Annotated in this window: 24 protein-coding genes; 15 read left to right on the forward strand and 9 right to left on the reverse strand. The window is 32.8% G+C overall.

Annotation, left to right across the window (positions count from 1 at the left end; genetic code table 11):
- Positions 1-10: 10 nt before the first annotated feature.
- Both LNP81_RS18925 and LNP81_RS18930 read right to left on the reverse strand, forming a co-directional pair.
- Positions 11-1030: a glycosyltransferase family 2 protein gene (locus LNP81_RS18925; RefSeq protein ID WP_230038527.1), complete on the reverse strand. Its 1020-nt coding sequence runs from the start codon at positions 1028-1030 to the stop codon at positions 11-13.
- A 30-nt stretch (positions 1031-1060) separates the two neighbouring features.
- Positions 1061-1507 (reverse strand): type I restriction enzyme HsdR N-terminal domain-containing protein, encoded by a 447-nt coding sequence (locus tag LNP81_RS18930; RefSeq protein ID WP_230038529.1) that lies wholly within the window; start codon positions 1505-1507, stop codon positions 1061-1063.
- Positions 1508-1586: 79 nt separating this feature from the next.
- Here LNP81_RS18930 and holA point away from each other — a divergent pair, with 79 nt between their 5' ends.
- The 3 genes from holA (at position 1587) to ettA (ending at position 4671) form a co-directional block, all read left to right on the forward strand.
- The gene (gene holA, locus LNP81_RS18935; RefSeq protein WP_230038531.1) at positions 1587-2591 is read left to right on the forward strand and encodes a DNA polymerase III subunit delta; all 1005 of its coding nucleotides are present in this window, start codon (positions 1587-1589) and stop codon (positions 2589-2591) included.
- Between the two features lie 68 nt (positions 2592-2659).
- The gene (locus tag LNP81_RS18940; RefSeq protein ID WP_035680915.1) at positions 2660-2842 is read left to right on the forward strand and encodes a CAL67264 family membrane protein; all 183 of its coding nucleotides are present in this window, start codon (positions 2660-2662) and stop codon (positions 2840-2842) included.
- A gap of 137 nt (positions 2843-2979) precedes the next feature.
- Positions 2980-4671 carry an energy-dependent translational throttle protein EttA gene (gene ettA / locus LNP81_RS18945; protein ID WP_026985169.1) on the forward strand — a complete coding sequence of 564 codons (1692 nt, stop codon included), beginning with the start codon at positions 2980-2982 and terminating at the stop codon, positions 4669-4671.
- Between the two features lie 411 nt (positions 4672-5082).
- On the opposite strand, the gene LNP81_RS18950 is transcribed toward ettA, so the two are convergent.
- Positions 5083-5496 (reverse strand): thiol-disulfide oxidoreductase DCC family protein, encoded by a 414-nt coding sequence (locus tag LNP81_RS18950; RefSeq protein ID WP_230038533.1) that lies wholly within the window; start codon positions 5494-5496, stop codon positions 5083-5085.
- 326 nt (positions 5497-5822) lie between these two features.
- A complete protein-coding gene (locus LNP81_RS18955; RefSeq protein ID WP_230038535.1) occupies positions 5823-7988 on the reverse strand; it encodes an endonuclease MutS2 in 2166 nt (721 codons plus the stop codon).
- A 109-nt stretch (positions 7989-8097) separates the two neighbouring features.
- On the opposite strand from LNP81_RS18955, the gene ung reads away from it, so the two are divergent.
- Positions 8098-8766: a uracil-DNA glycosylase gene (gene ung, locus LNP81_RS18960; RefSeq protein WP_230038537.1), complete on the forward strand. Its 669-nt coding sequence runs from the start codon at positions 8098-8100 to the stop codon at positions 8764-8766.
- A 269-nt stretch (positions 8767-9035) separates the two neighbouring features.
- On the opposite strand, the gene LNP81_RS18965 is transcribed toward ung, so the two are convergent.
- From LNP81_RS18965 to porX, 5 genes are all read right to left on the reverse strand, one after another.
- On the reverse strand, positions 9036-9422 hold the full coding sequence (locus LNP81_RS18965) for a DUF4258 domain-containing protein (RefSeq protein WP_230038539.1): 387 nt from the start codon (positions 9420-9422) through the stop codon (positions 9036-9038).
- Between the two features lie 36 nt (positions 9423-9458).
- Complete coding sequence (locus tag LNP81_RS18970) at positions 9459-10658, reverse strand: alanine dehydrogenase (RefSeq protein WP_194614668.1); 1200 nt, start codon at positions 10656-10658, stop codon at positions 9459-9461.
- Positions 10659-10742: 84 nt separating this feature from the next.
- Positions 10743-11207 carry a GNAT family N-acetyltransferase gene (locus LNP81_RS18975; protein WP_230038540.1) on the reverse strand — a complete coding sequence of 155 codons (465 nt, stop codon included), beginning with the start codon at positions 11205-11207 and terminating at the stop codon, positions 10743-10745.
- A 126-nt stretch (positions 11208-11333) separates the two neighbouring features.
- Positions 11334-11741 carry a tRNA (adenosine(37)-N6)-threonylcarbamoyltransferase complex ATPase subunit type 1 TsaE gene (tsaE, locus tag LNP81_RS18980; RefSeq protein ID WP_230038542.1) on the reverse strand — a complete coding sequence of 136 codons (408 nt, stop codon included), beginning with the start codon at positions 11739-11741 and terminating at the stop codon, positions 11334-11336.
- A 42-nt stretch (positions 11742-11783) separates the two neighbouring features.
- Entirely contained in the window at positions 11784-13337 is a 1554-nt protein-coding gene (gene porX, locus LNP81_RS18985) for a T9SS response regulator signal transducer PorX (protein ID WP_230038544.1), read from the reverse strand.
- Between the two features lie 221 nt (positions 13338-13558).
- Here porX and LNP81_RS18990 point away from each other — a divergent pair, with 221 nt between their 5' ends.
- The 11 genes from LNP81_RS18990 (at position 13559) to LNP81_RS19040 (ending at position 24003) form a co-directional block, all read left to right on the forward strand.
- Positions 13559-14788, forward strand: coding sequence for an HD domain-containing protein (locus LNP81_RS18990; RefSeq protein WP_230038547.1), 1230 nt, complete (start codon positions 13559-13561; stop codon positions 14786-14788).
- A gap of 39 nt (positions 14789-14827) precedes the next feature.
- On the forward strand, positions 14828-15871 hold the full coding sequence (gene lpxD / locus LNP81_RS18995; RefSeq protein WP_230038549.1) for a UDP-3-O-(3-hydroxymyristoyl)glucosamine N-acyltransferase: 1044 nt from the start codon (positions 14828-14830) through the stop codon (positions 15869-15871).
- On the forward strand, positions 15864-17252 hold the full coding sequence (locus tag LNP81_RS19000; RefSeq protein WP_230038551.1) for a bifunctional UDP-3-O-[3-hydroxymyristoyl] N-acetylglucosamine deacetylase/3-hydroxyacyl-ACP dehydratase: 1389 nt from the start codon (positions 15864-15866) through the stop codon (positions 17250-17252). Before lpxD ends, LNP81_RS19000 begins: the two co-directional genes overlap by 8 nt.
- A 74-nt stretch (positions 17253-17326) precedes the next feature.
- On the forward strand, positions 17327-18112 hold the full coding sequence (gene lpxA / locus LNP81_RS19005; RefSeq protein ID WP_017497513.1) for an acyl-ACP--UDP-N-acetylglucosamine O-acyltransferase: 786 nt from the start codon (positions 17327-17329) through the stop codon (positions 18110-18112).
- 153 nt (positions 18113-18265) lie between these two features.
- Complete coding sequence (gene efp, locus LNP81_RS19010; protein WP_029270178.1) at positions 18266-18832, forward strand: elongation factor P; 567 nt, start codon at positions 18266-18268, stop codon at positions 18830-18832.
- A gap of 92 nt (positions 18833-18924) precedes the next feature.
- A complete protein-coding gene (locus LNP81_RS19015; protein WP_230038553.1) occupies positions 18925-19854 on the forward strand; it encodes a UDP-3-O-(3-hydroxymyristoyl)glucosamine N-acyltransferase in 930 nt (309 codons plus the stop codon).
- 1 nt (position 19855) lies between these two features.
- The gene (locus LNP81_RS19020; protein ID WP_230038555.1) at positions 19856-20218 is read left to right on the forward strand and encodes a nuclear transport factor 2 family protein; all 363 of its coding nucleotides are present in this window, start codon (positions 19856-19858) and stop codon (positions 20216-20218) included.
- An 84-nt stretch (positions 20219-20302) separates the two neighbouring features.
- Positions 20303-21175, forward strand: coding sequence for a succinate--CoA ligase subunit alpha (gene sucD / locus LNP81_RS19025; RefSeq protein WP_065450100.1), 873 nt, complete (start codon positions 20303-20305; stop codon positions 21173-21175).
- Positions 21176-21317: 142 nt separating this feature from the next.
- Positions 21318-21743, forward strand: a complete 426-nt coding sequence (locus LNP81_RS19030) for a hypothetical protein (protein ID WP_230038557.1) — start codon at positions 21318-21320, stop codon at positions 21741-21743.
- A gap of 442 nt (positions 21744-22185) precedes the next feature.
- Positions 22186-22797, forward strand: coding sequence for an RNA polymerase sigma factor (locus LNP81_RS19035; RefSeq protein WP_230038559.1), 612 nt, complete (start codon positions 22186-22188; stop codon positions 22795-22797).
- 90 nt (positions 22798-22887) lie between these two features.
- On the forward strand, positions 22888-24003 hold the full coding sequence (locus LNP81_RS19040) for a FecR family protein (protein ID WP_230038561.1): 1116 nt from the start codon (positions 22888-22890) through the stop codon (positions 24001-24003).
- Positions 24004-24178 lie beyond the last annotated feature (175 nt).

Raw genomic sequence — 24178 nt, forward strand, 5'->3', positions numbered from 1 at the left:
GATTACAAATTTAGTTTTTAATATTTTGATTACTGTTAAAGATTTCTTTAAATACGGTTAGTTTCTTTATGTAATACAGGAAAACGATACTTTTTACAGTATAGTATTGCTGTATCTGAAAATCTTTTCGCTCACGCAGATATTTTAAAGATATGCAATAAAATGAAAAATGCGCTTTCAAAATTGCAAAAGTATGGGCAAATTTTCCCTGCGTAAGAAAACGGATACCGGCGATACCGTCTAAAAACATTCTAAAGAAAATCACAAAAAACAAACCTTTTTTAGGCAAGTTTTTAACAAGCATTAATAATGAATTTCTAAAATTTAAAAATGTTTTTTTAGGATTTCCTTGTTGCAAAGTTGCTCCCCCAACATGATAAACCGTTGATCCCGAATTGTATTTAATAATATGCCCTTCGTTTGCAGCACGCCAGCATAAATCAATTTCTTCCTGATGTGCAAAAAAGCTTTCATCAAAACCTCCTAATTCATGATACACTTCACTTCTTATAAAAAAACAAGCTCCTGAAGCCCAGAATAATTCACAATTATCATCGTATTGGCCATTGTCTTTTTCGATAGTATCAAAAATACGTCCACGACAAAAAGGGAAACCGTACTTGTCAATAAATCCACCGGCGCCACCAGCATATTCAAAGTATTCTTTATTTTTAAAATCAAGTATCTTAGGCTGAATTATAGCAGTTTGTTTTTGTTTATCGAAAGTTTCAATAATCGGTTTCAGCCAATTTTCAGTTACCTCAATGTCTGAATTTACTAAAGCATAAATTTCAGCATTAATATGTTGCAAGGCATCATTATAGCCTTTTGCAAAGCCATGATTACCGTTATTTTCTACAATTGTAATAGTGGGAAAATTTTGTTTGATAAAATTTACAGAATCGTCTGTTGAAGCATTATCAGCCACGTATATGTGTGCTCCTTCAGAAAATCTTACAACAGAAGGTAAAAATTGTTCCAGCAATTTTACTCCATTCCAATTTAAAATGACAACAGCAATTTTATCCAAAAGTAACTTTTTATTTGTTTTTAATACTATTTATTCCTTGTAGTCCGGCAAGTTTCTTAGAAACTCATATTTTTCATTTTCAAAATCCATTTGACAATAAAAATGATTTAGACCATTTGTGACATTCAAAAACCGTGCCTTCATTGTCATATTATAACGGGCAATCTGATCAAAAGTTGCCTGAGAAATTTTTACACTTGGCGCTTTACATTCTACTAATATATGTATAGAACCATCCGGATTAAAGACAACAACATCGTATCTTTTTCTTAACCCGTTGACTGTTAAAACCTTCTCTACGTTGATTAATGATTTAGGGTATTTTTTTTCATCCATTAAATAATGAACAACATGCTGGCGTACCCATTCCTCTGGAGTAAGAATGATAAATTTTTTCCTGATTTCATCAAAAATAGACACTTTATTTTCGCTATTTTTGAATCGGAAAGTATAAGAAGGAAAATTTAATTGCTGCATAGCGCAAAAATATAAAATAAGTTTAAAGATTAAGGTTTTCAATCTGAAATCTGAAATCTAAAATCTTCAATCAAAATAAATGGACGAAGTTGTAAAAATTGTTAATGATATCAAAGCCGGAAATATCAAACCAATTTATTTTTTAATGGGTGAGGAGCCTTATTATATCGATAAATTATCAGAATATATTGAGCAGAATGTACTTTCGGAAGAAGAAAAAGGATTCAATCAAACGGTTTTATATGGTCGGGATGTTACTGTAGAAGATATTGTTTCAACAGCCAAGCGCTATCCTATGATGTCTGATCGTCAGGTTGTTATTGTAAAAGAGGCTCAGGATTTATCAAGAACAATTGATAAAATAGAGTCGTACGTACATAATCCTATGACAACTACCGTTTTGGTTTTTTGTTACAAATACAAAACGCTTGATAAACGTAAAAAGGTAACAAAATTATTAGCACAAAACGGAATCGTTTACGAGAGTAAAAAGCTATATGAAAACCAGGTAGGCGACTGGATCAAACGTGTTTTGGCGGGAAAAAAATACACGATCGATCCCAAAGCAAATGCTATGTTAGTAGAGTTTTTGGGTACCGATCTGAGTAAAATCAACAATGAATTAGAAAAATTACAGATTATTTTACCCCAGGGAACTGTCATTACACCGCAACATATTGAGGAAAATATAGGTTTTAGTAAAGATTATAATGTTTTCGAACTTCGAAAAGCAATAGGAGAACGCAATCAATTGAAAGCATATAAAATAGCCGAGAATTTTGCCCATAACCCCAAAGAATATCCGTTGGTAATGACAACAGGATTGGTTTTTGGATTTTTTATTCAGCTCTTAAAATATCACGGACTTAAGGATAAAAATCCTAAAAATGTAGCAGCTGCAATTGGCGTCAATCCTTATTTCTTAAAAGAATACGACTTAGCTATAAAAAATTATCCAATGCGAAAAGTAAGTCAAATCGTAGGCGCATTGCGTGATGTAGATATCAAAAGTAAAGGTGTAGGAGCGAATGCTTTACCTCAGGCTGATTTATTAAAAGAAATGCTGTACAAAATATTTAATTAAGCCGTGAAAATTCACGATATTTGCGTCTCTAAAAAAATTACTACTTTAAAAATAATAATTGCACAATTATGGGAATGAATAAAAATACCGTTTTAGGATGGGCTACTTTTATAATGGTACTTATGGGATTGTTACTTATAGGTCTTGGCGCTTTTAGATACAGAGATGTTTCTGGCTGGGGATTTGTCGCAGTAGGTGTTGGATTTTTTGCTAATGCCTGGGTTTTTAATGCGTTGAAAGGTAGAGTTTAACAAAATTCAATTACAATATCAAAATTCAATTGCAATATCAAAATCAATTACAAGATCAAAATCAATTGCAATATAAAATTTGAATTGCAAGAAAAAATTAATAGAAAAATAATTAATTAAAATTAAAAATAAATAGAATGTCAGACGATAAGAAAGTAATTTTCTCAATGCAAAAATTGAGCAAAACCTATCAGGGAGCAGACAAACCGGTGCTTAAAAACATTTATTTGAGCTTTTTTTACGGAGCTAAAATTGGTATTCTTGGACTTAATGGTTCTGGAAAATCTTCTCTTTTAAAGATTATTGCAGGTGTAGATAAAAATTATCAGGGAGATGTTGTTTTTCAACCGGGGTATACTGTAGGTTACTTAGAGCAAGAGCCTATTCTTGATGATTCTAAAACAGTTATTGAAATTGTTCGTGAAGGAGCTGCAGAAACTATGGCAGTTTTAGAAGAATACAATCAGATCAATGATTTATTCGGTCTTGAAGAAAACTATTCTGATCCTGATAAAATGGACAAGTTGATGGATCGTCAGGCAGCTTTACAAGACAAAATTGATGCGCTTGGTGCCTGGGAAATCGACACAAAACTAGAAATTGCAATGGATGCTTTGCGTACTCCGGAAGGAGACACGCCAATCAAAAACCTTTCAGGAGGTGAGCGTCGTCGTGTGGCTTTATGTCGTTTGTTATTGCAACAGCCTGATGTATTGCTACTTGATGAGCCTACCAACCACTTAGATGCTGAATCTGTACTTTGGTTAGAGCAGCATTTAGCTCAATATGCAGGAACAGTAATTGCGGTAACGCACGATAGATACTTCTTGGATAATGTTGCAGGTTGGATTCTTGAGTTGGATAGAGGAGAAGGAATTCCTTGGAAAGGAAACTATTCTTCTTGGTTAGACCAAAAATCAAGCCGTATGGCACAAGAAGAAAAAGTTGCTTCAAAACGTAGAAAAACTTTAGAGCGTGAGCTTGACTGGGTTCGTCAAGGAGCAAAAGGTCGTCAGACAAAGCAAAAAGCACGTTTACAGAATTACGACAAATTATTAAACGAAGATCAAAAACAACTGGATGAAAATCTGGAAATTTATATCCCGAACGGTCCACGTTTAGGAACCAATGTTATTGAAGCGAAGAATGTTGCCAAAGCTTTTGGAGATAAATTATTGTACGATAATTTAAATTTCACTTTGCCACAAGCAGGAATTGTTGGGATTATTGGGCCAAACGGTGCTGGTAAATCTACCATTTTCAAAATGATTATGGGTGAACAGGCTACGGATAGTGGGGAATTCTCAGTTGGTGAAACTGTAAAAATCGCTTACGTAGATCAATCTCACTCTAACATTGACCCAAATAAATCTATCTGGGAAAACTTTGCCGATGGTCAGGAATTGATTATGATGGGCGGAAAGCAAGTGAACTCAAGAGCTTATTTATCACGTTTCAACTTTGGCGGTGGAGAACAAAACAAGAAAGTTTCAATGCTTTCAGGTGGTGAGCGTAACCGTTTGCACCTTGCAATGACATTGAAAGAAGAAGGAAACGTACTTTTACTGGATGAACCTACGAATGATTTAGATGTAAATACACTTCGTGCACTTGAAGAAGGTTTGGAGAATTTTGCAGGTTGTGCCGTTATTATTTCGCACGACAGATGGTTCTTAGACAGAATCTGTACGCACATTCTGGCTTTCGAAGGAGATTCTGAAGTATACTATTTTGAAGGTGGTTTCTCTGAATACGAAGAAAACAAAAAGAAACGTTTAGGTGGTGATTTAACTCCAAAACGTTTGAAATACAGAAAATTGATTAGATAGTTTCTGATGAATTTTTAAATTAAAAATCCCAAATTCCAATTTAAAACTGGAGTTTGGGATTTTTTATTGGAAAATTTTACCCAAATGACACTCTGAGCGAAGTCTAAGACTAAGGAGCTATTTCCTGCTATCCGCTCGTATTTTTTATTTTTTCTAAAGAAAAAAAATAAAAGGATACCGTTTCTATCAGGGCTAGGGCACTAGGTTTCATAAGAATTTTTTCTATCAATCGTGTTCTATGTCAGACTGAGCTTAGTCGAAGTCCCGCAAAGAAATAATGTAAAGTATGTATTGATATTGTAGAGCTACTTACGGAGATCCCTCGTTCCTCGGGATGACATAAAATGAGAATAAAAAATAAATAAAATCTGTGTAAATCGCCTTTATCCGTAAAAATCCGTGGGCCGATTTTTATAAAAACTTTGCCTTCAACTCTGGAGTTGGAATCATGCAGCTTTCTTTTTTGCCGTACCATTTGTAACGGTTTTTAGCAATATAATCGTAAACAAAATTTCGAAGTTTTTCCGGGAATATTTTTAAAACAGAAATCAAACTATAAATTCCTCCAAGTTCTTCTGCAATTTCAATAGCTGCCGAAGATTTATAATAATAGGCTACGCGAGGATTGTATAAAATGATACTATCAATTTTAGTTTGATCAACACCTATATATTTACAAATTTCTTTTCCCAAATCTGATTGCAAAGCCACAAATCTAAAAATATCTTTTTTGTCATGTTTAATAATAAGCTGAACTGCGTCATTGCATAAATTGCAAACGCCATCGAAAAGAATTATTTTTTTGTTTTCTGGAAGGTCTTGCATTTGGAAAAGTTTCAAGTTTAAGGTTTCAAGTTTTAAGCTTTGTCAAAGTTTAAAACTTTGACGAAGCTGATGTTGGTTTGTTATTTCTTGTTCTTAGAATTGAAAATAGTAACAATAACAGGTATAATTTTTTGCTATCTATAATGGAAAAACAATAGATTTTATGAATCAAAAATCACTTCCATAAATAAATTTTAAGCGATGTTTATAAAATATCTATCTCCTTAATCGTCTTTTTTAAAATCCATGCTTAAAATCGCTTTATTTTAATTTTTGCTATAATTTTAGTCTTTTTACAACTGAAAACTGTCACTTAGACTAAAAACTTATTTTTTCCCAGCTTCAACAAACTCTAATTCATCCAAACTTACTTTCGAAGTAAATATTCCGTAATTTACTGTTGCTTTATTTTTTTCGATTGAATCGATACTTCCAACAGATCTTCCGTCGAGCATTCTTACTCTGTCACCAACTTTTAAAATTGGTTTTGGTTTTTCAATAACAGGCTTGAGTTTCTTCTCTTTTTTCTCTTTTCGAATTTCTTCAACCTGAACCGATACTTCTGCGATAACTTCTTTTTTCTTTTCGATTATTGCTTTGGCTTCTTTTGGAGTCGCTTTTTTACGTTTCGAATTTTCGATTTCTATGATTTTCAAAAATTCTCCAATAAGTTCTTTTTTGTTTTTATTGTTGAAATATTTCTCAGATATATCTTCAATTTTCTGGCCAATGTAAATTGTCTTTTGATTACTATCATATAATTCCTGATAGCTTTCTAATTTTTGTTTGATTTTTACATTGATGTTTTCCATCTTTTTGCTTTCTTCACGGGCTCGCGTTTCTTCTTCTTTCAAATTGATAGAAGTTTTTTCAAGCTTCGATCTTTCTTTCTGAAGTGTTGCAATAGTTTTATCAAAACGAACTTTACCAACTTCGATTTTCTTTTTGGCACGATTGATTAATCCAAACGGAATTCCGTTTTTCAGAGCTACTTCAAAAGTAAACGAACTTCCGGCCTGACCTAAAGCCAGTTTATACATCGGTTCCAATGATTTTTCATCAAACATCATGTTCGCATTTGTTGCATACGGCAATTCGTTTGCGAGAATTTTTAAATTCGAATAATGCGTTGTAATAATTCCGAAAGCTTCACGATGATAAAATTCTTCTAAGAAAATTTCAGCCAAAGCGCCACCTAATTCAGGATCAGAACCGGTACCGAATTCGTCAATTAAAAACATGGTTTTCTTGTTGCATTTCTTTAAGAAATAATTCATGTTTTTTAATCGGTAACTATAAGTACTCAAATGATTTTCAATAGATTGATTGTCACCTATATCTGTTATAATTCTATCAAACAAAAAAGTTTCACTTCGTTCGTGAACCGGAATCAACATCCCTGATTGCAACATCAATTGTAATAAACCAACCGTTTTAAGCGAAATTGTTTTTCCTCCCGCGTTTGGTCCGGAAATTACAATGATTCGGTTATCTTGTTTTAATTCAATAGTTTGCGGATGCGTGATTTCGTTTTTTTGTTTGTTATTCAAATACAAAATGGGATGATACGCTTCTCTAAAAAACAATCTTCTTTCTTCGGTAATTGTTGGCAGGATTCCGTTGATTCTGTTGGCATATTTTGCTTTTCCGGCAACAACATCAATATCACTCAAAAATTCCTGATATTCAACTAATAAAGGTAAATATGGTCGAATTTGATTTGATAATTGTTTTAGAATTCTGGTAATTTCTTCTTTTTCCTCGTATTCAAGATTTGCTAATTCTCTGGAATATTGTAAAGTAGCTTCAGGTTCGATATAAGCGATACTTCCGGTTTTGGAACTTCCTAAAATCGAACCTTTTACCTTACGACGATACATTGCTAAAACGGCAAGCACTCTACGATTTTGGACAAAACTTTCTTTGATGTCATCTAAATAACCAAGACTATTATTATGAGAAAGTGCCACTCCAAAACTTTGGTTTACTTTACCGCGAACAATATTCATATTTTGGCGAATGCTCAATAAAGCTGGTGAAGCATTGTCTTTGATTTCTCCGTATTTGTCTACAATAGCATCTATGAGAGTTACAATATCTTTAGTATATTCAACTCTTGAAGCTCTTGCGTTTAAGTTTGGATAATAGTCATCAAACTTTTTAAGGAAATTCAACAAGAAATTTGCTGTTGATGAAAGTGTTGCAATTTTTCTAAAACTTCCTACTTCCAGGAAACTATCTTCAATGGCCAGAAATTTAATTTCGTGCGTTATGGCATCAAACCCATGATTGGGAATGGCGTTGTTATTTTCAAAAGACGAAACATATTCTGATGTTTGCATCAAAGCCCGCATCAGAGTTTCTTTATCTCTAAACGGAGTTATTTGTAAAGCTTTTTCTTTTCCTATATCTGTATTACAGCCAGCCGAAATAGTTTCGAGCACTGTTGGAAATTGTAAATCTTGTAATGTTTTTTCGGTAATTGATATCATTTATATCGTAAGTTGTAAAGGTTCAAAGTTACAAAGTTTTACAACGAAATAGTACTATTAATTAGTACTTTGAAAAAAACTTTGCGTAATTTGTAATAAAATTTATTAAATGAAAATTAATCTTTCTCCTGAATGGCAAGCCGTTTTATCGGATGAGTTAGAAAAACCTTATTTTAAAGATTTGCTTTTGTCGCTGGAAGACGAATGTAATAATCATATTTGTTATCCGCCTTTAGATTTGATTTTTTCGGCGTTCAATCATTGTTCTTTCAATGATGTAAAAGTTGTTGTTATTGGTCAGGATCCTTATCATGGAGAAGGAGAAGCAAATGGGCTAAGCTTTTCTGTTAATGACAATGTAAAAATTCCGCCTTCGTTGCGTAATATTTTTAAGGAAATAAATACAGATCTTGATTCGGTTTTTATGCCAACTTCTGGTAATCTTGAGAAATGGGCAAATCAGGGTGTGTTGCTTTTAAATGCTTCGTTAACAGTTCGAAAAGATAGTCCGAATAGTCATAAACATCTAAAATGGAATTTATTTACTGATGCGGTTATTCAGGCTATTTCTGATAAAAAAGAAAATGTTGTGTTTTTATTATGGGGAAGTTTTGCTCAGAAAAAAGGACAAAAAATTGATCGCTCGAAACATCATGTTTTAGAATCCGGGCATCCTTCGCCAATGAGTGCTAATCAGGGAAAATGGTTCGGAAATAAACATTTTAGCAAGACGAATGAATTTTTAAAATCAAAAGGTTTGAAAGAGATTGAGTGGTAAATATTAATTTTAACAATTTTCAATTTTGATTTTTACAATCTTTTCATTTCGACTCAGTAGAAATCTTCGCAAGTAACTCCGTAACTATAATCAAGTCTTTGTCGAGCTTCTCGCGAAGATTTCTCCTGCGTCGAAATGACAAATCAGACGAATATATTCTTATGAAAATGATTGCGCTAGCCCCGATAGAAGTGGAAATCCTTTTTTATTTTTTTCTTTAAAAATAAAAAAGATTGGAACGATAGCGGGATTAGCTCCTGACAAAAAAATTACTTTTCCAGAGGTTTCTTTATAATCTCGTCTAAAACTGCTTTGTTTTCGTAGTTAATTACTTTAAGGATAATCTCTTGGTTTTTAACTGTTTTTCCTTCGATAATATAAAGTTTTCCTTTTTTGAACGGAACATTACTTTGATCAAAATCAACATCTCCAAATTTCAATGTGTTTTTAATATCAGCCGTATCGATCCATTTTTCGTTTAGAGTCTGAACTGCTTTTTCAGAATACTGAAAAGGTTTTGTGCGTAAACTATTTAAAACTCTGGCATTAGGAAAATAGTTGCAACGGGTATCTTTTCCACTAAAAACAAGGGCTACAAAAAAGCATCCCATAACTAAACCAATCAGATAATAAGCAAAACGATGTACGAACTTCATGAAATAAAATTTTTGCAAAGGTACGCTAAAGTTCCCTTAAAATACAAGTAAATTGATGTCGTTATCCGGTAAATCAAACCATTCGCCAATTGCTTTGTTGGTTAAAATTCCGTGATAGAGGTAAATTCCGTTTTTTAAACCTTTATTGCATCTTATGGCGCTTTCAAGACCACCATCTTCAGCTATTTGCAGTAAGTAAGGAGTTAAAATGTTGCTTATTGATAATGAGGCTGTTTTGGAGTATCTTGACGGAATATTTGGTACACAGTAATGTAAAACATTACTCTTGATAAAAGTTGGTTTTTCGTGAGTGGTAACTTCCGATGTTTCAAAACATCCTCCGGTATCGATACTAACATCAACAATTACGGCACCTTTTTTCATGTGCTCTACCATTGTTTCTGTCACTATAATAGGACAGCGTTCTTTGCCACGCATAGCTCCAATAGCGACATCACAACGTCTTAATGCCTTTAATAATGCTTTTTGTTGTACTGTAGAAGTGAAAATTCTTTGATTTAAGTTGTTTTGTAAACGACGTAATTTTGTAATCGAATTATCGAAAACCTTTACATTTGCTCCCAAACCAATAGCGGTTTTAGCAGCAAATTCACCAACTGTTCCGGCACCTAAAATTACAACTTCGGTAGGAGGGACGCCGGTAATGTTTCCGAATAAAAGTCCTTTTCCGAATTCGTTTGTAATCATTAATTCTGCTGCAATAAGTACAGAAGCTGTTCCTGCAATTTCGCTTAGTGATTTTACAGCAGGATAAGATCCGTCTTCATCTTTGATATATTCAAAAGCAAGTGCAGTAATTTTTTTCTGCGCCAAAGCTTCGAAATATTCTTTCTTTTTGGTTTTTAACTGAATAGCCGAAATAATAATCGTTTCAGGATTGATCATTTTAATTTCTGCTATAGTAGGCGGTTCTACTTTTAGCAACATCGGACATCCAAAAACTTTCTTGGTATCTTTTGTTACTTCCGCGCCCGCATCAGAATATTCTTTGTCAGAATAACTGGAACTTTCTCCGGCTCCGGATTCAATCATAACGCGATGACCTTCATAAGTCAAAGAGTTGACGGCGTCTGGAGTTAAGCAAATACGACGTTCCTGATAACTTGTTTCTTTAGGAATTCCTATAAAAAGTTCTCTTTTGAATCGGCCAACTTCAAGTTTTTCTTCTTGTGGCAACAATTGTTGTTTCGTAAATGGAGTTAAGGTGATTGACATGGGTTGTGCGAAAAATTAAGAGTACAAATTACGTAAAAAGTTTTAAAATCAGTGTAAAAATTCTGCTAATACTATGTCATGAAATTAAGGTATAATTTTTTCCATTTTAATGTCGGCTCTTTCATAACTTACATTTCCTAAAGGAACTTCGATAAAACCGAATTTCTCGTATAGATGAATTGCGGGAAGTAATTTTCGGTTCGAATATAAGATAAGCGTTTTGATATTATTTTCTTCGGCTACAGCCAAACAATGAATGAGTAATTTGTTCCCAATTCCGAGACCTTGTGCTTTATCTGAAACTGCCATTTTACTCAATTCAAATGTATTATGATCAATTTTCATTAGAGAAACTGTTCCAATAATTTCGCTTTTATATTTAGCATAGAAAATCAATCCGCCTTTATCAATGATTTCTTCCTGCGGATTCGAAAGTACTATTTCATCTTTTTCCTCAACTTTAAAATATTTTTGAAGCCATTCTTTGTTTAAAGTCTTGATGGGTTCTTTTAATTCTTCTGAAAAGGGAATGATTTCTACGGTATTCATTTATATATGTATATTGTTTCACAGAGATTCATGAAGATTTTGAAAAATCACATAAAGAATTATTATAAAAGCTTTGCGAACCTTTTGCTAACCTTTGCTAAATCTTGGTGAATCTTTGCGGAATATTTATTCTAATTTCAATTCTCTTTTTCCATCTGCTAATAACTCAATAGTAACGAGCGAATGTTCTTCTGGAATTAAACTAGCAATTTTTTCAGACCATTCAATAAAACACCAATTTCCTGAATACAAATAATCATCCACGCCCATATCAAGAGCTTCAGTTTCTTTATTCAATCTGTAAAAATCAAAATGATAAACGATCTGATTGCTAGAAGTATAGTATTCATTAACTAAAGAAAAAGTTGGGCTGCTTGTAGCATCTTCAACTCCAAGACTTTTACAAAGTTGTTTGATTAAAGTAGTTTTTCCAACTCCCATTTCTCCATTAAAAAGAATGATTTTGTTGGGGTTTTGAGCTAAAATTTTCTCTGCTACTTCTTTGATTTGATCTAATGAAAAAACGATATTCATTTTTATTGCTTATTAATTATAGTCTCAATTTTGAAAACTGTCTTACTTAGGGTTAAATACTAAAAAAGGGATAATCATTTCTTCTAATGAAATTCCGCCATGTTGGTACGTATTTCTGTAATAACTCACATAATGATTGTAGTTGTTTACGTAGGCTAAAAAGAAATCATTTTTAGCAAAAATAAACGAACTACTCATGTTTATTGCTGGTAAACCAATATCTTTTGGTTCTTTTACGACGTAAACATCTTTTTGTTCGTATGTTAAACTACGACCTGTTTTATAGCGCAAATTTAAACTTGTATTTTTATCTCCAACCACTTTTGACGGGTTTTTTACATTAATTGTTCCGTGATCTGTAGTCAGGATCAATTTGAAACCTAAAAGTTGTGCTTGTTGAATAATTTCTAAAAGCGGAGAATTTTTAAACCAGCTTAATGTTAGTGAGCGATACGCTTTATCATCAGAAGCTAGTTCTTTTACAACATCCATTTCGGTTTTTGCGTGAGACAGCATATCAACAAAATTGTATACTACGGTAACTAAATCATTACCTTTTAGAGCTTTGAAGTTTTCGGCTAGTTTTTTTCCGCCCGCGTAATTGGTGATTTTAAAGTAATCTTCTTTAATATTTAAACCCAAACGTTTTAATTGAGCTGAAAGAAATTCGGCTTCGTAAAGGTTTTTTCCGCCGTCTTCAACGTCATTTTTCCAGTACTGCGGAAATTGCTTTTCCATTTCTGTAGGTAATAAACCAGAGAAAATAGCATTTCTGGCATATTGTGTTGCTGTTGGAAGTATAGAGAAATAAGGAACTTCTTTTTCTAATTTATAATAATTTGCCACGACGGTTTCGAAGGATTTCCATTGGTCGTAACGTAAATTATCAATTACAACGAACAAAATTGGTTTGTCTTTCTTTTTGATTTCAGCAACAACTAATTCCTTAAATAAATTGTGGGACTGAATGGGTTTATCTGCTTTTGGAGCAAACCAGTCTTCATAATTTCTTTCGATGTATTTTCCGAATTGGGAATTGGCTTCAACTTTTTGAGATTCAAGGATTTCAATCATTCCCTGATCATTGATGTTTTCTAGTTCAAGTTCCCAGAAAATTAGTTTTTTATACAATTCTACCCAATCTTCATAGGAATTAACCATTGCCATTTCCATAGCGATTTTTCTAAATTCCTTTTGATAATCCAGCGTTGTTTTTTCAGAAATCAATCTTGAATGATCGAGGTTTTTCTTTAAGCTAAGTAAAATCTGATTCGGATTTACCGGTTTTATCAAATAATCAGCGATTTTAGAACCAATGGCTTCTTCCATTATATATTCTTCTTCGCTTTTGGTAATCATAATCATCGGAATGGCTGATTTTTTTTCTTTCATTTCAGAAAGTGTTTCCAGGCCGCTCATTCCGGGCATATTTTCATCCAAAAAAACAATATCAAAATTGTCTTCTTCGAATAAAGCAATAGCATCTAAACCGTTATTACAAGTAGTTACAGCGTAGTTTTTTTTCTCCAGAAATAATATATGTGGTTTCAAAAGATCGATTTCATCATCGACCCAAAGTATTTTTATCTTATCCATAAACGTATTTAATTTTAATGCAATTTAGAGGTATAGAACTTAAAAAGTATTAAAAATAGTATAAATTTCAGAATAAGAAAAGTCGATTTTTGTATATTTTTTTTGGCTCACTTTAGTATTACATTGAAAATCACGACAATTTAATGTCAATTTTTAAATGAAAAACGCAAAGCTCTTTATAGTTATTTACTTATATTTGTTGACCTAAAAAGAACCAAATAGTGACTCAGATCAATAAGTTAAAAATATTCAATGATCCCATTTACGGGTTTATTTCTATCCCGAACGAACTTATTTACGACTTAATTCAGCATCCGTATTTTCAGCGTTTACGCCGTATTTCGCAAATGGGAATGTCGTATTTGGTTTATCCCGGAGCCAATCATACTCGTTTTCATCATGCTTTGGGTTGCATGCATTTAATGCAAAAAGCAGTTGAAACGCTTCGTTTTAAAGGAGTTGCTATTTCAAGCGATGAAGAATGTGCCTTGTTAATAGCTATTTTACTTCACGATATTGGTCATGGGCCGTTTTCACATGCAATGGAAAAAAGTATTGTCGAAGATGTCAACCACGAAGCTATTTCATTATTATTCATGAACCAGCTCAATGATGAATTTGAAGGGAAATTGAGTCTTGCAATTCAGGTTTTTAAAGGAGAATATCACAGAAAATTTATGTTGCAATTGATTTCAAGTCAGTTGGATATGGATCGAATGGACTATCTTAAACGCGATAGTTTTTACACCGGAGTTGCTGAAGGAAATGTCAATTCTGAACGTTTAATTCAGATGATGAATGTTGTTGATGGTGTTTTGGTAATTGAGGAAAAAGGAATTTATTCGGTAGAGAAATTTTTACTTTCAAGAAGATTAATGTACTGGCAGGCTTATTTGCATAAAACAAGTTTAGTTGCAGAGCTAATTTTGATGAATGTTCTAAAAAGAGCCAAAGAATTAACATTAAAAGGAATTAATTTGCCTTGCAGTGAGCCTCTTTTATATTTTATGCAAAATAGAGTGACTTTGGAAGATTTTGATGCTGAAAAATTGGATTTATTTTCTCAACTAGATGATTTTGATATTATTAGCGCTTTAAAAGCATGGCAAAAGCAAGATGATTTTGTACTTTCGACTTTGAGTAAGATGCTAATAAACAGAGATTTACTGAAAATTAAATTAAGTGCTGAGAAAATTTCGCCAGAAGAATCTCAATCTTTAAAAGAACAATTTGCTAACACGCATCATATTACGCAATTAGAAGCCGGATATTTTATTTTTAGAGGAAAAATAAAAAATCAGGCCTACAGTAAAGAAGCTGAACCAATACGAATTTTGAAAAAAGATAAAACAATTGAGGATGTTGTTGAAGCTTCTGATCAGCTGAATTTGAAATCGTTATCTAAATTGGTAACAAAATATTACATCTGTTTCCCAAAACAACTTATCTAAAATTAACATTTAAAATCTATTTTTTATATTTTTGTCGCAATGAAATTTACAGCAGAACAAATAGCGGGAATTTTAGAAGGAGAAGTTGTTGGGAATCCCAATGCAGAAGTTTCTCGGCTGTCTAAAATAGAAGAAGGTGAGGAAGGATCGCTTACTTTTTTGGCTAATCCCAAATATATCAACTACATATATACTACAAAAGCGTCAGTTACTATAGTTAATGACAGTTTTATACCTGAACAGGAAATCACGACCACTTTAATAAAAGTAGAAGATGCTTATGCCTCTTTTTCTAAGCTTTTACAATTTTATAATCAGGTAAAATTGAATAAAAACGGAATAGAAGCGCAATCTTTTATAACTGAAGGTACTAAATACGGAGAGAATTTATATCTGGGAAGCTTTAGTTATATAGGGCAAAATGTGGTCTTAGGCGACAATGTAAAAATTTATCCAAACAGTTTTATTGGCGATAATGTTGTTATTGGCGATAATGTGTATATTTTTGCAGGCGCCAAAATTTATTCTGAAACTATAATTGGTAATAATTGTACCATTCATTCAGGAACCATTATTGGTGCTGATGGTTTTGGTTTTGTGCCAAATGAAGAAGGCGTCTATAGCAAGGTTCCTCAAATAGGGAATGTTGTTATTGAAGATAATGTAGATATAGGAGCAAATACCACGATAGACAGAGCAACTCTGGGTTCTACAATAATTAGACAAGGAGTTAAATTAGACAATCAAATTCAGATTGCCCATAATGTAGAAATTGGTAAAAATACTGTAATTGCAGCTCAATCAGGTGTTGCCGGTTCTACAAAAATAGGAGAAAACTGTATGATTGGCGGGCAAGTAGGTATCGCAGGCCACTTAATTATAGGTAACAATGTAAGATTGCAGGCCCAGTCAGGAGTTGCAAGAAACATTAAGGATGATGAAATATTGCAAGGGACGCCATCTCTTGCCTATACAGATTTTAATAAATCGTATGTGCATTTTAGAAATCTGCCTAAAATTGTAGCCGAAATTGATGAATTAAAAAAACAAATAATAAACCCAAAAAATGGAAATAATGGTTAAACAGAAGACCATCAAAAATGAAATTTCACTAACAGGCGTTGGATTACACACTGGAAAAGAAGTTACAATGACTTTTAAACCAGCTCCAATTAATAATGGTTTCACTTTTGTAAGAGTTGATTTGCAAGGTCAACCAGTCATTGAGGCTGATGCTAATTATGTTGTTAATACTCAAAGAGGAACTAACTTAGAAAAATTAGGTGTAAAAATTCAAACTCCGGAACACGTTTTAGCTGCATTGGTTGGTTGCGATTTGGATAACGTTATTATTGAATTAAATGCTTCTGAACTTCCTATCATGGATGGTTCATCAAAATATTTTGTTGAAGCAATTGAAAATGCCGGTGTTGAAGAACAAGATGCTAAACGTAATGTTTATGTAGTAAAAGAAGTTATTTCGTTTACTGACGAAACTACAGGAAGCGAGATTTTGGTAATGCCAAGCGATGATTATCAGGTAACTGCAATGGTTGATTTTGGTACTAAAGTTTTAGGTACTCAAAATGCAACTATGAAAAGCATAGCCGATTTTAAAGATGAAATTGCTAATTCAAGAACTTTTAGTTTTTTACATGAATTAGAGTCTCTTTTAGAAAACGGATTAATTAAAGGTGGAGATTTAAATAATGCTATTGTATACGTAGATAAAGAAATATCTGAAGGTACAATGGAAAATTTAAAGAAAGCTTTTGGTAAAGACAAGATTTCAGTTAAACCAAATGGTGTTTTAGACAATCTTACTTTACATTATCCAAACGAAGCAGCAAGACACAAATTGCTTGATGTTGTAGGGGATTTATCTTTGATTGGTGTTAGAATTCAGGGAAAAATTATTGCTAATAAACCAGGGCACTATGTAAATACGCAGTTTGCCAAAAAATTAGCAAAAATTATTAAAATTGAACAAAGAAATCATGTTCCGGTTTATGATTTAAATCTGGAACCATTGATGGATATTCATAAAATTATGGCAGTTTTACCACATAGACCTCCATTTTTGTTAATTGACAGAATTATAGAAATGTCTGATAGTCATGTTGTGGGAATGAAGAATGTAACGATGAATGAAAACTTCTTCGTAGGTCATTTTCCTGAAGCTCCGGTTATGCCAGGTGTATTAATTGTTGAAGCAATGGCGCAAACAGGAGGGATTTTAGTACTAAGCACTGTTCCGGATCCTGAAAATTATTTGACATATTTCATGAAAATTGATAATGTTAAATTCAAGCATAAAGTATTGCCGGGTGATACCTTAATTTTCAAATGCGAATTGATTTCTCCTATCAGAAGAGGAATCTGTCATATGCAGGCAAATGCGTACGCAAACGGAAAGTTGGTAACAGAGGCAGAATTAATGGCTCAAATTGCAAGAAAACAATAATAATTTAATCAAATTTATTGTTTACGTTTGTTGCCCAAATTAGACTATTTTAATATAAAATATAAAACTCACAGATGAATCAACCATTAGCATATGTTCATCCCGGCGCGAAAATCGCTAAAAACGTTGTAATTGAGCCTTTTACAACAATTCACAATAATGTTATTATTGGTGATGGTACGTGGATTGGTTCAAATGTAACCATCATGGAAGGTGCGCGAATTGGAAAAAATTGTAATATTTTTCCAGGAGCAGTAATTTCTGCAGTGCCACAAGATTTAAAATTTGGAGGAGAAGATTCTTTAGCTATTATAGGTGATAATTGTACTATTAGAGAATGTGTAACTATCAATAGAGGTACAGTTGCTTCAGGACAAACAATTTTAGGTAATAACTGTTTAGTTATGGCTTATGCTCACATTGCACACGATTGCGAAATTGGCAATAATGCTATTATCGTAAATGGCGTTGCTTTGGCAGGTCACGTTGTAGTGGGTAATCACGCCGTTATTGGTGGTTTAGCAGCTATTCATCAGTTTATTCATATTGGAGATCATGCTATGATTTCTGGTGGATCATTGGTTAGAAAAGATGTTCCGCCATACACAAAAGCAGCAAAAGAACCTTTGTCGTACGTAGGAATCAATTCTGTAGGTTTGAGAAGAAGAGGATTTAGTACTGAAAAAATTAGAGAAATTCAGGAAATTTACAGAATTTTATACCAAAAGAATTACAATACAACACAAGCTTTAAGTATTATTGAAGCTGAAATGGAAGCTACTCCTGAGAGAGATGAAATTCTGGATTTTATCAGAAATTCATCACGAGGAATTATGAAAGGTTATTCAGGAAATTATTAATTTTAGTCCCGATAACTATCGGGATAGATTTCTGATTTTGGATTTCTAAACTGAAATATAATGATTACGATTAATAATATAAAAATATTAAACAATTAATGTAGACTTCTGTTTTAATCTAAAATCAGAAATCTAAAATCTAAAATAAAACAAATGGCATCTACATCAGATATTAGAAACGGATTGTGTATTAAATTCAATCACGATATTTATAAAATCGTTGAATTTCTTCACGTAAAACCTGGAAAAGGACCTGCTTTCGTAAGAACAAAATTAAGAAGTTTAACTACAGGAAGAGTATTAGATAATACATTCTCTGCAGGACATAAAATTGATGATGTGCGTGTTGAAACGCATAATTACCAGTTTTTATATGCTGAAGGAGATGAGTTTCATTTTATGAATACAGAGTCTTTTGAGCAAATTTCTTTGAACAAAAACATCTTAGATGCTCCGGGATTATTGAAAGAAGGTACAAGTGTAATGGTTCAGGTAAATACTGAAACTGATTTGCCTTTATCTGTAGATATGCCATCTTCTGTAATTCTTGAAGTTACTTATGCTGAGCCGGGTGTAAAAGGAAACACAGCTACAAATGCTACAAAATCTGCTACGGTAGAAACTGGAGCTTCTGTAAACGTTCCGTTGTTCATCAACGAAGGTGATAAAATTAAAATTGATACCGCTTCTGGTAATTACATGGAGCGTGTAAAAGAGTAGTTTTTATAAGTTTTCAGTTTTCAGTCGCAGTTATCAGTTTTTGATATAGATTGAAAACTGAGACTGAAAACTGAGACTAAAAACTAATATATATGAAATTTCCAAAGATTCATTCTTTACAAGAAATTGCAAATTTGCTTCAATGCGAATTTATAGGTGACCCAAACTTTCCGGTTTCAGGCATGAACGAAATACATGTTGTTGAGCCGGGAGATATAGTTTTTGTTGACCATCCAAAATATTATGACAAAGCTTTACAATCGGCCGCTACTATTGTTTTAATTAATAAAAAAGTAGATTGTCCGGAAGGTAAAGCTCTTTTGATTTCTGATGATCCTTTTAGAGATTTTAATACCCTGACCAAACATTTTAGACCTTTTCAGGCAACAAGCGTATCTATTGCTCTTTCTGCAACTATTGGAGAAGGAACTGTGATTCAGCCCAATTGCTTTATTGGCAATAATGTTACCATTGGTAAAAACTGTTTGATACATCCTAATGTTACAATTTACGATCATACAGTAATTGGTGATAATGTAATGATTCATGCGGGAACAATTTTAGGGGCCGATGCATTCTATTATAAAAAACGTCCTGATGGTTTCGATCAGTTAATTTCTGGCGGAAGAGTTGTTATCGAAGATAATGTAGGTATTGGCGCTCTTTGCACAATCGACAAAGGTGTTACAGGAGATACAACTATTGGAGAAGGTACAAAGCTGGATAATCAGGTGCATGTTGGACACGATACGGTAATTGGTAAAAAGTGTTTGATTGCTTCGCAAACTGGTATTGCCGGTTGTGTTATTATCGAGGATGAAGTTACTATTTGGGGACAAGTTGGTACTACAAGCGGTATCACGATAGGAGCGAAGGCTGTTATTATGGGACAAACAGGCGTTACCAAATCGGTTGAAGGAGGAAAATCTTATTTTGGTACTCCAATCGAAGAATCAAGAGAAAAGTTAAAACAATTAGCCAATATCAAAAAGATTCCTGAAATTTTAAATAAATTGAAGTAATATGTCTATTAAAGAATTTGTTCAAAAATTTTATAAGTCAGACGCCTTAATTGATAGCGAAATAATGAAAACTTATTTGCATCCCGAGGTAAAATTAGACTGGCATAGTACCAAAGGATTAATCGAAATGGATTATAATTCGATGTTGGATATGGCCAACGAACTTAGTCGCGCATACGTTCGGTCAAAAGTAAGAATAAGCCACATTTTAGCCGAAGATGATTTGGTTTCAATACGATATTCTCATTTTGTGAAAACGATTGAGAACCCAAGAGAAGAGATGTTATTGGCCCATTTTTCTACAATTTGGCAAATAAAAGATGATAAATTGTATCGCGGTTATCAAATGAGTCAATTTTCTTAATTTTTTTGAAGACAAAAAGGTTAAAATACGTTACAAAACCTTACTTTTGCATCACAATTTTAAAAACTACATAAAATATATATCATGAGTGTTTTAGTTAATAAAGATTCCAAAATAATTGTTCAAGGATTTACAGGAAGTGAAGGAACTTTCCACGCTTCTCAAATGATTGAGTACGGTACTAATGTTGTTGGTGGTGTTACTCCGGGTAAAGGAGGAACTAGCCATTTAGATCGTCCGGTTTTTAATACAGTAAAAGATGCTGTAGATCAAGCTGGAGCTGATACATCTATTATTTTTGTACCACCAGCTTTTGCTGCTGATGCAATTATGGAAGCTGCTGATGCTGGAATTAAAGTAATTATTGCTATTACAGAAGGAATTCCTGTAGCAGATATGATTAAAGCAAATAATTATGTTAAAGAAAGAAATTCTAGATTAATCGGGCCAAACTGTCCGGGAGTAATTACTCCGGGTGAAGCTAAAGTTGGTATTATGCCAGGTTTCGTTTTCAAAAAAGGAACAGTTGGTATCGTTTCTAAATCAGGAACTTTAACTTACGAAGCTGCTGACCAGGTTGTAAAACAAGGTTTAGGAATTACTACGGCTATTGGTATTGGTGGAGATCCAATTATTGGAACTACAACTAAAGAAGCTGTTGAATTATTAATGAACGATCCTGAAACTGAAATTATCATCATGATTGGTGAAATTGGAGGTCAATTAGAAGCTGATGCTGCTAAATGGGTTAAAGCTGATGGTAACCGTAAACCAGTTGTTGGTTTTATCGCTGGAGAAACTGCTCCTGCTGGTAGAACAATGGGTCACGCAGGTGCTATCGTTGGTGGTTCTGATGATACAGCTGCTGCTAAAAAGCAAATTATGAGAGACAACGGAATTCATGTTGTTGATTCACCTGCTGAAATTGGTAAAAAAGTAAAAGAAATATTAGGATAATCTCTAATATTCAAAATAAAAAATTCCAAAAAAAAGTCTCAATATTTTGTTGAGACTTTTTTACATTTTCAAAATGTACGGAACAAATTTAAAATCTTAGCAACTTAGAACCTTAGTTTCTTAGCGGCTTAAAAAAAGAAATATGTACAAAGAATTAGAAAAATTTAAAGTAAGCAATAGTTTTACTTTTACTATTGAAGATAGTTTAGAACAAGCCTGTAATGCATCTGAAGGTGCAGGAGTTTTTGTTGTTTATGCTGTTGAAGGTGATGCAAAAGAATTGATTATGGTAGGATCTACCGGAACTGTTCAGAACGACGGAACTTTAAAAAGCAAAAACGGTGGTTTATACGATAAAATCGTAAACGGACATCAATTCGCTAAAACAGGAAGAAAATATTCCTGGCCAGCACAAATGAAATTAGAAAATATCTCTGCTCTTGAAGTGGTTTGGTACGAAACTTTTAATGCAGATGTAAAAGCGATTCCAACTGCGGTTGAAGGACAAGTTTTACAAAGTTTCTTAGATGCGAATGCGAGATTACCTAGATGGAATGTAGCTTTCTAGAAAAACATTAGATAGAAAAACCAAAAGCCTTGCTATTATTTAGTAGGGCTTTTTTTTGCATAAAACTTTTTATAATCATACCCAGAGAAAGTAGAAGAGTAAATTTGTTTTTAATAAACAGCAAAAAAATCCAGGTATAAATTCTTTAACAAGATCTTTTGTTTAATTTGTTAAAAAAAACATAAAACAGTATCGCGGTAAAATCTGACAAATTTAAAAAATTTTGAAAGTTTTTATTTTTTATAAATAATGCTAATCCTTGGTAGATCAATAAAAGAGAGGATTTTCAATATTATAAAACAGTCTCTTTTGTGTAAAATAATTGGTTTTTAAGTTTTGCCTTTATATATTTATCGCACAGAACTAGAGGATAATGTTAAAAAACCGTATTCTTTATGTTAAAACTAAGTGATTATTTTCAAGAATTCTATTCCAATTTAATATGAAGACCAAAACTTTACAATTCAAAACATTTGACGATATTACGCTTTGGAATAACTTGAAAGATGGAGATGAAAAATCATTCTCAATATTATTTGAGAAATATTATGGTGATTTAGTAAGCTACGGAAATTCGCTTTCTCCTTATGCTGAGAAAGTACAAGATTGTGTTCAGGATGTTTTTACGGATATTTGGGTATATCGCAACGGGCTGCAAAGTTCAGTAGTTGTAAAAGCTTATTTGTTATCAAGCGTACGTAAACGAATTGCCCGTTTGCATGAGCGTGATCATATTTTTCGTAAAGCAACGAGTACAGATTCTATAGCATTTCTTTTAGAATTTTCTGTTGAACATGATCTAATCGATGATGATTATGCAACAAAAGAAAAAGTTATTCATTTAAATAAATTATTAAACGATTTACCTGCCCGCCAAAAAGAAGCTTTGTATTTACGCTATCATCAAGGTTTGACAGTAGACCAAATTGCAGACATGCTTGATGTTAATTATCAATCGGCAAGTAACTTGTTACATCGCGGTTTACTTACACTTCGTAAAGAATGGAAGGGTAGTATTTCATTAATCGTTGTACTATCTTCAATAGCTTGTTAAATTTATTTTAAAAAAATGTAAAAAAAATCACAATTTGGTGAGTATATAATAAAAGAGTTGTCCTCTATGTTTTTGTAACCTTATTTTTAAATGCAAAAACGTAATAAATATACCGAAATTGAAGATTTTTTATCTGATGAATCATTCCAAGCCTGGATTTTATCAAAAGTTGATGAAGACGGTTGGGAAGAGTGGACGTTAGAAAGCCGTCAACGTGCCAAGTTAGTAGAGAATGCAAGATTACTACTATTGGCCATGAAAGTGGAGGATTCTAATCTATCAGCTTCAGATGTTCATAATGCTTTACAAACTACATGGATTAAAATTGAGGAGAAAGAAAATCAAACCAATCTTAATCAAGACTCTAAAATAAGATTTCTTAGCAAAAGAATTCTTAGATCAGTTGCGGCTGCAGTAGTCATTTCCTTTTTATCAATTTGGTTTTATCAAAATCAGATTAGTCCAGAAAGTAAAGTTGTAACCTACAAAGAACTTATCGATGAAAATAATGAAGGATTGGTAGAACAAACCAATAATTCAAACAAACCGCAAATCATCACATTATCTGATGGTAGTTCGGTTTTATTACAACCCAATAGTAAATTAAGTTATCCTAAAATCTTTACCGGCAACGAAAGAAAGGTGTATTTATCCGGCGAAGGTTTCTTTGAAATTAGTAAAAATCCTAAAAAGCCTTTTTTTGTTTATGCAAACGAAATTGTTACAAAGGTAGTTGGAACCAGTTTTAGAGTAAAAGCTTATTCTGATCAGCCTGATGTGGAAGTTCTTGTGCGTACCGGTAAAGTTAGGGTAAAATCTAATGATTTAGTTTCTAAATCAAATCAGGAAGAAGTGGTTTTGCTTCCAAATCAAGCTTTACGTTTTTTACGAAGAGATTTGAGTTTTAATAAAATTACAAACATTACTCAGGACGAAACCTTAACCCGAAGTGTTGGTAATATAGAGCAGTTAAGCTTTGAATTTACTGATATTCCTGTATCACAGATTTTTAGAACAATAGAACAAGCGTATTTGGTTGATATTGATTATCCTAAAAATAAACTAAATGATTGTCACCTGACGACTTCACTCAGTGATCAGCCTTTAACGGAGAAACTTAAAATTGTCTGTAATAGCATAGGCAATAATACCAGTTTTGAAATGAATGGAAATCAAATCATTATAACATCAGATGGATGTAATTAAAATCTTTTTGTAACTGTAATTACATAGCTGATTTTAATATAAATCTATAAAAAAACCAATCAAAAACTAAACTAAAACCAATAATAAATGCCTATGTAAAAGATAAAATGCAGAAAAAAAGTGCCGAAATGCTGTAACATTTTCGACACTTTAAATTAGTTGAATTTCTCTCTGT

The organism is Flavobacterium piscisymbiosum (assembly GCF_020905295.1).
GTDB lineage: Bacteria > Bacteroidota > Bacteroidia > Flavobacteriales > Flavobacteriaceae > Flavobacterium > Flavobacterium piscisymbiosum.

Excerpts from the sequence above, each read along its gene's own strand:
- LNP81_RS18930 (WP_230038529.1), bottom strand. The coding sequence starts at position 1,507 with ATGCAGCAATTAAATTTTCCTTCTTATACTTTCCGATTCAAAAATAGC.
- holA (WP_230038531.1), top strand. The coding sequence starts at position 1,587 with ATGGACGAAGTTGTAAAAATTGTTAATGATATCAAAGCCGGAAATATC.
- LNP81_RS18940 (WP_035680915.1), top strand. The coding sequence starts at position 2,660 with ATGGGAATGAATAAAAATACCGTTTTAGGATGGGCTACTTTTATAATG.
- ettA (WP_026985169.1), top strand. The coding sequence starts at position 2,980 with ATGTCAGACGATAAGAAAGTAATTTTCTCAATGCAAAAATTGAGCAAA.
- LNP81_RS18950 (WP_230038533.1), bottom strand. The coding sequence starts at position 5,496 with ATGCAAGACCTTCCAGAAAACAAAAAAATAATTCTTTTCGATGGCGTT.
- LNP81_RS18955 (WP_230038535.1), bottom strand. The coding sequence starts at position 7,988 with ATGATATCAATTACCGAAAAAACATTACAAGATTTACAATTTCCAACA.
- ung (WP_230038537.1), top strand. The coding sequence starts at position 8,098 with ATGAAAATTAATCTTTCTCCTGAATGGCAAGCCGTTTTATCGGATGAG.
- LNP81_RS18965 (WP_230038539.1), bottom strand. The coding sequence starts at position 9,422 with ATGAAGTTCGTACATCGTTTTGCTTATTATCTGATTGGTTTAGTTATG.
- LNP81_RS18970 (WP_194614668.1), bottom strand. The coding sequence starts at position 10,658 with ATGTCAATCACCTTAACTCCATTTACGAAACAACAATTGTTGCCACAA.
- LNP81_RS18975 (WP_230038540.1), bottom strand. The coding sequence starts at position 11,207 with ATGAATACCGTAGAAATCATTCCCTTTTCAGAAGAATTAAAAGAACCC.
- tsaE (WP_230038542.1), bottom strand. The coding sequence starts at position 11,741 with ATGAATATCGTTTTTTCATTAGATCAAATCAAAGAAGTAGCAGAGAAA.
- porX (WP_230038544.1), bottom strand. The coding sequence starts at position 13,337 with ATGGATAAGATAAAAATACTTTGGGTCGATGATGAAATCGATCTTTTG.
- lpxD (WP_230038549.1), top strand. The coding sequence starts at position 14,828 with ATGAAATTTACAGCAGAACAAATAGCGGGAATTTTAGAAGGAGAAGTT.
- LNP81_RS19000 (WP_230038551.1), top strand. The coding sequence starts at position 15,864 with ATGGTTAAACAGAAGACCATCAAAAATGAAATTTCACTAACAGGCGTT.
- lpxA (WP_017497513.1), top strand. The coding sequence starts at position 17,327 with ATGAATCAACCATTAGCATATGTTCATCCCGGCGCGAAAATCGCTAAA.
- efp (WP_029270178.1), top strand. The coding sequence starts at position 18,266 with ATGGCATCTACATCAGATATTAGAAACGGATTGTGTATTAAATTCAAT.
- LNP81_RS19015 (WP_230038553.1), top strand. The coding sequence starts at position 18,925 with ATGAAATTTCCAAAGATTCATTCTTTACAAGAAATTGCAAATTTGCTT.
- LNP81_RS19020 (WP_230038555.1), top strand. The coding sequence starts at position 19,856 with ATGTCTATTAAAGAATTTGTTCAAAAATTTTATAAGTCAGACGCCTTA.
- sucD (WP_065450100.1), top strand. The coding sequence starts at position 20,303 with ATGAGTGTTTTAGTTAATAAAGATTCCAAAATAATTGTTCAAGGATTT.
- LNP81_RS19030 (WP_230038557.1), top strand. The coding sequence starts at position 21,318 with ATGTACAAAGAATTAGAAAAATTTAAAGTAAGCAATAGTTTTACTTTT.
- LNP81_RS19035 (WP_230038559.1), top strand. The coding sequence starts at position 22,186 with ATGAAGACCAAAACTTTACAATTCAAAACATTTGACGATATTACGCTT.
- LNP81_RS19040 (WP_230038561.1), top strand. The coding sequence starts at position 22,888 with ATGCAAAAACGTAATAAATATACCGAAATTGAAGATTTTTTATCTGAT.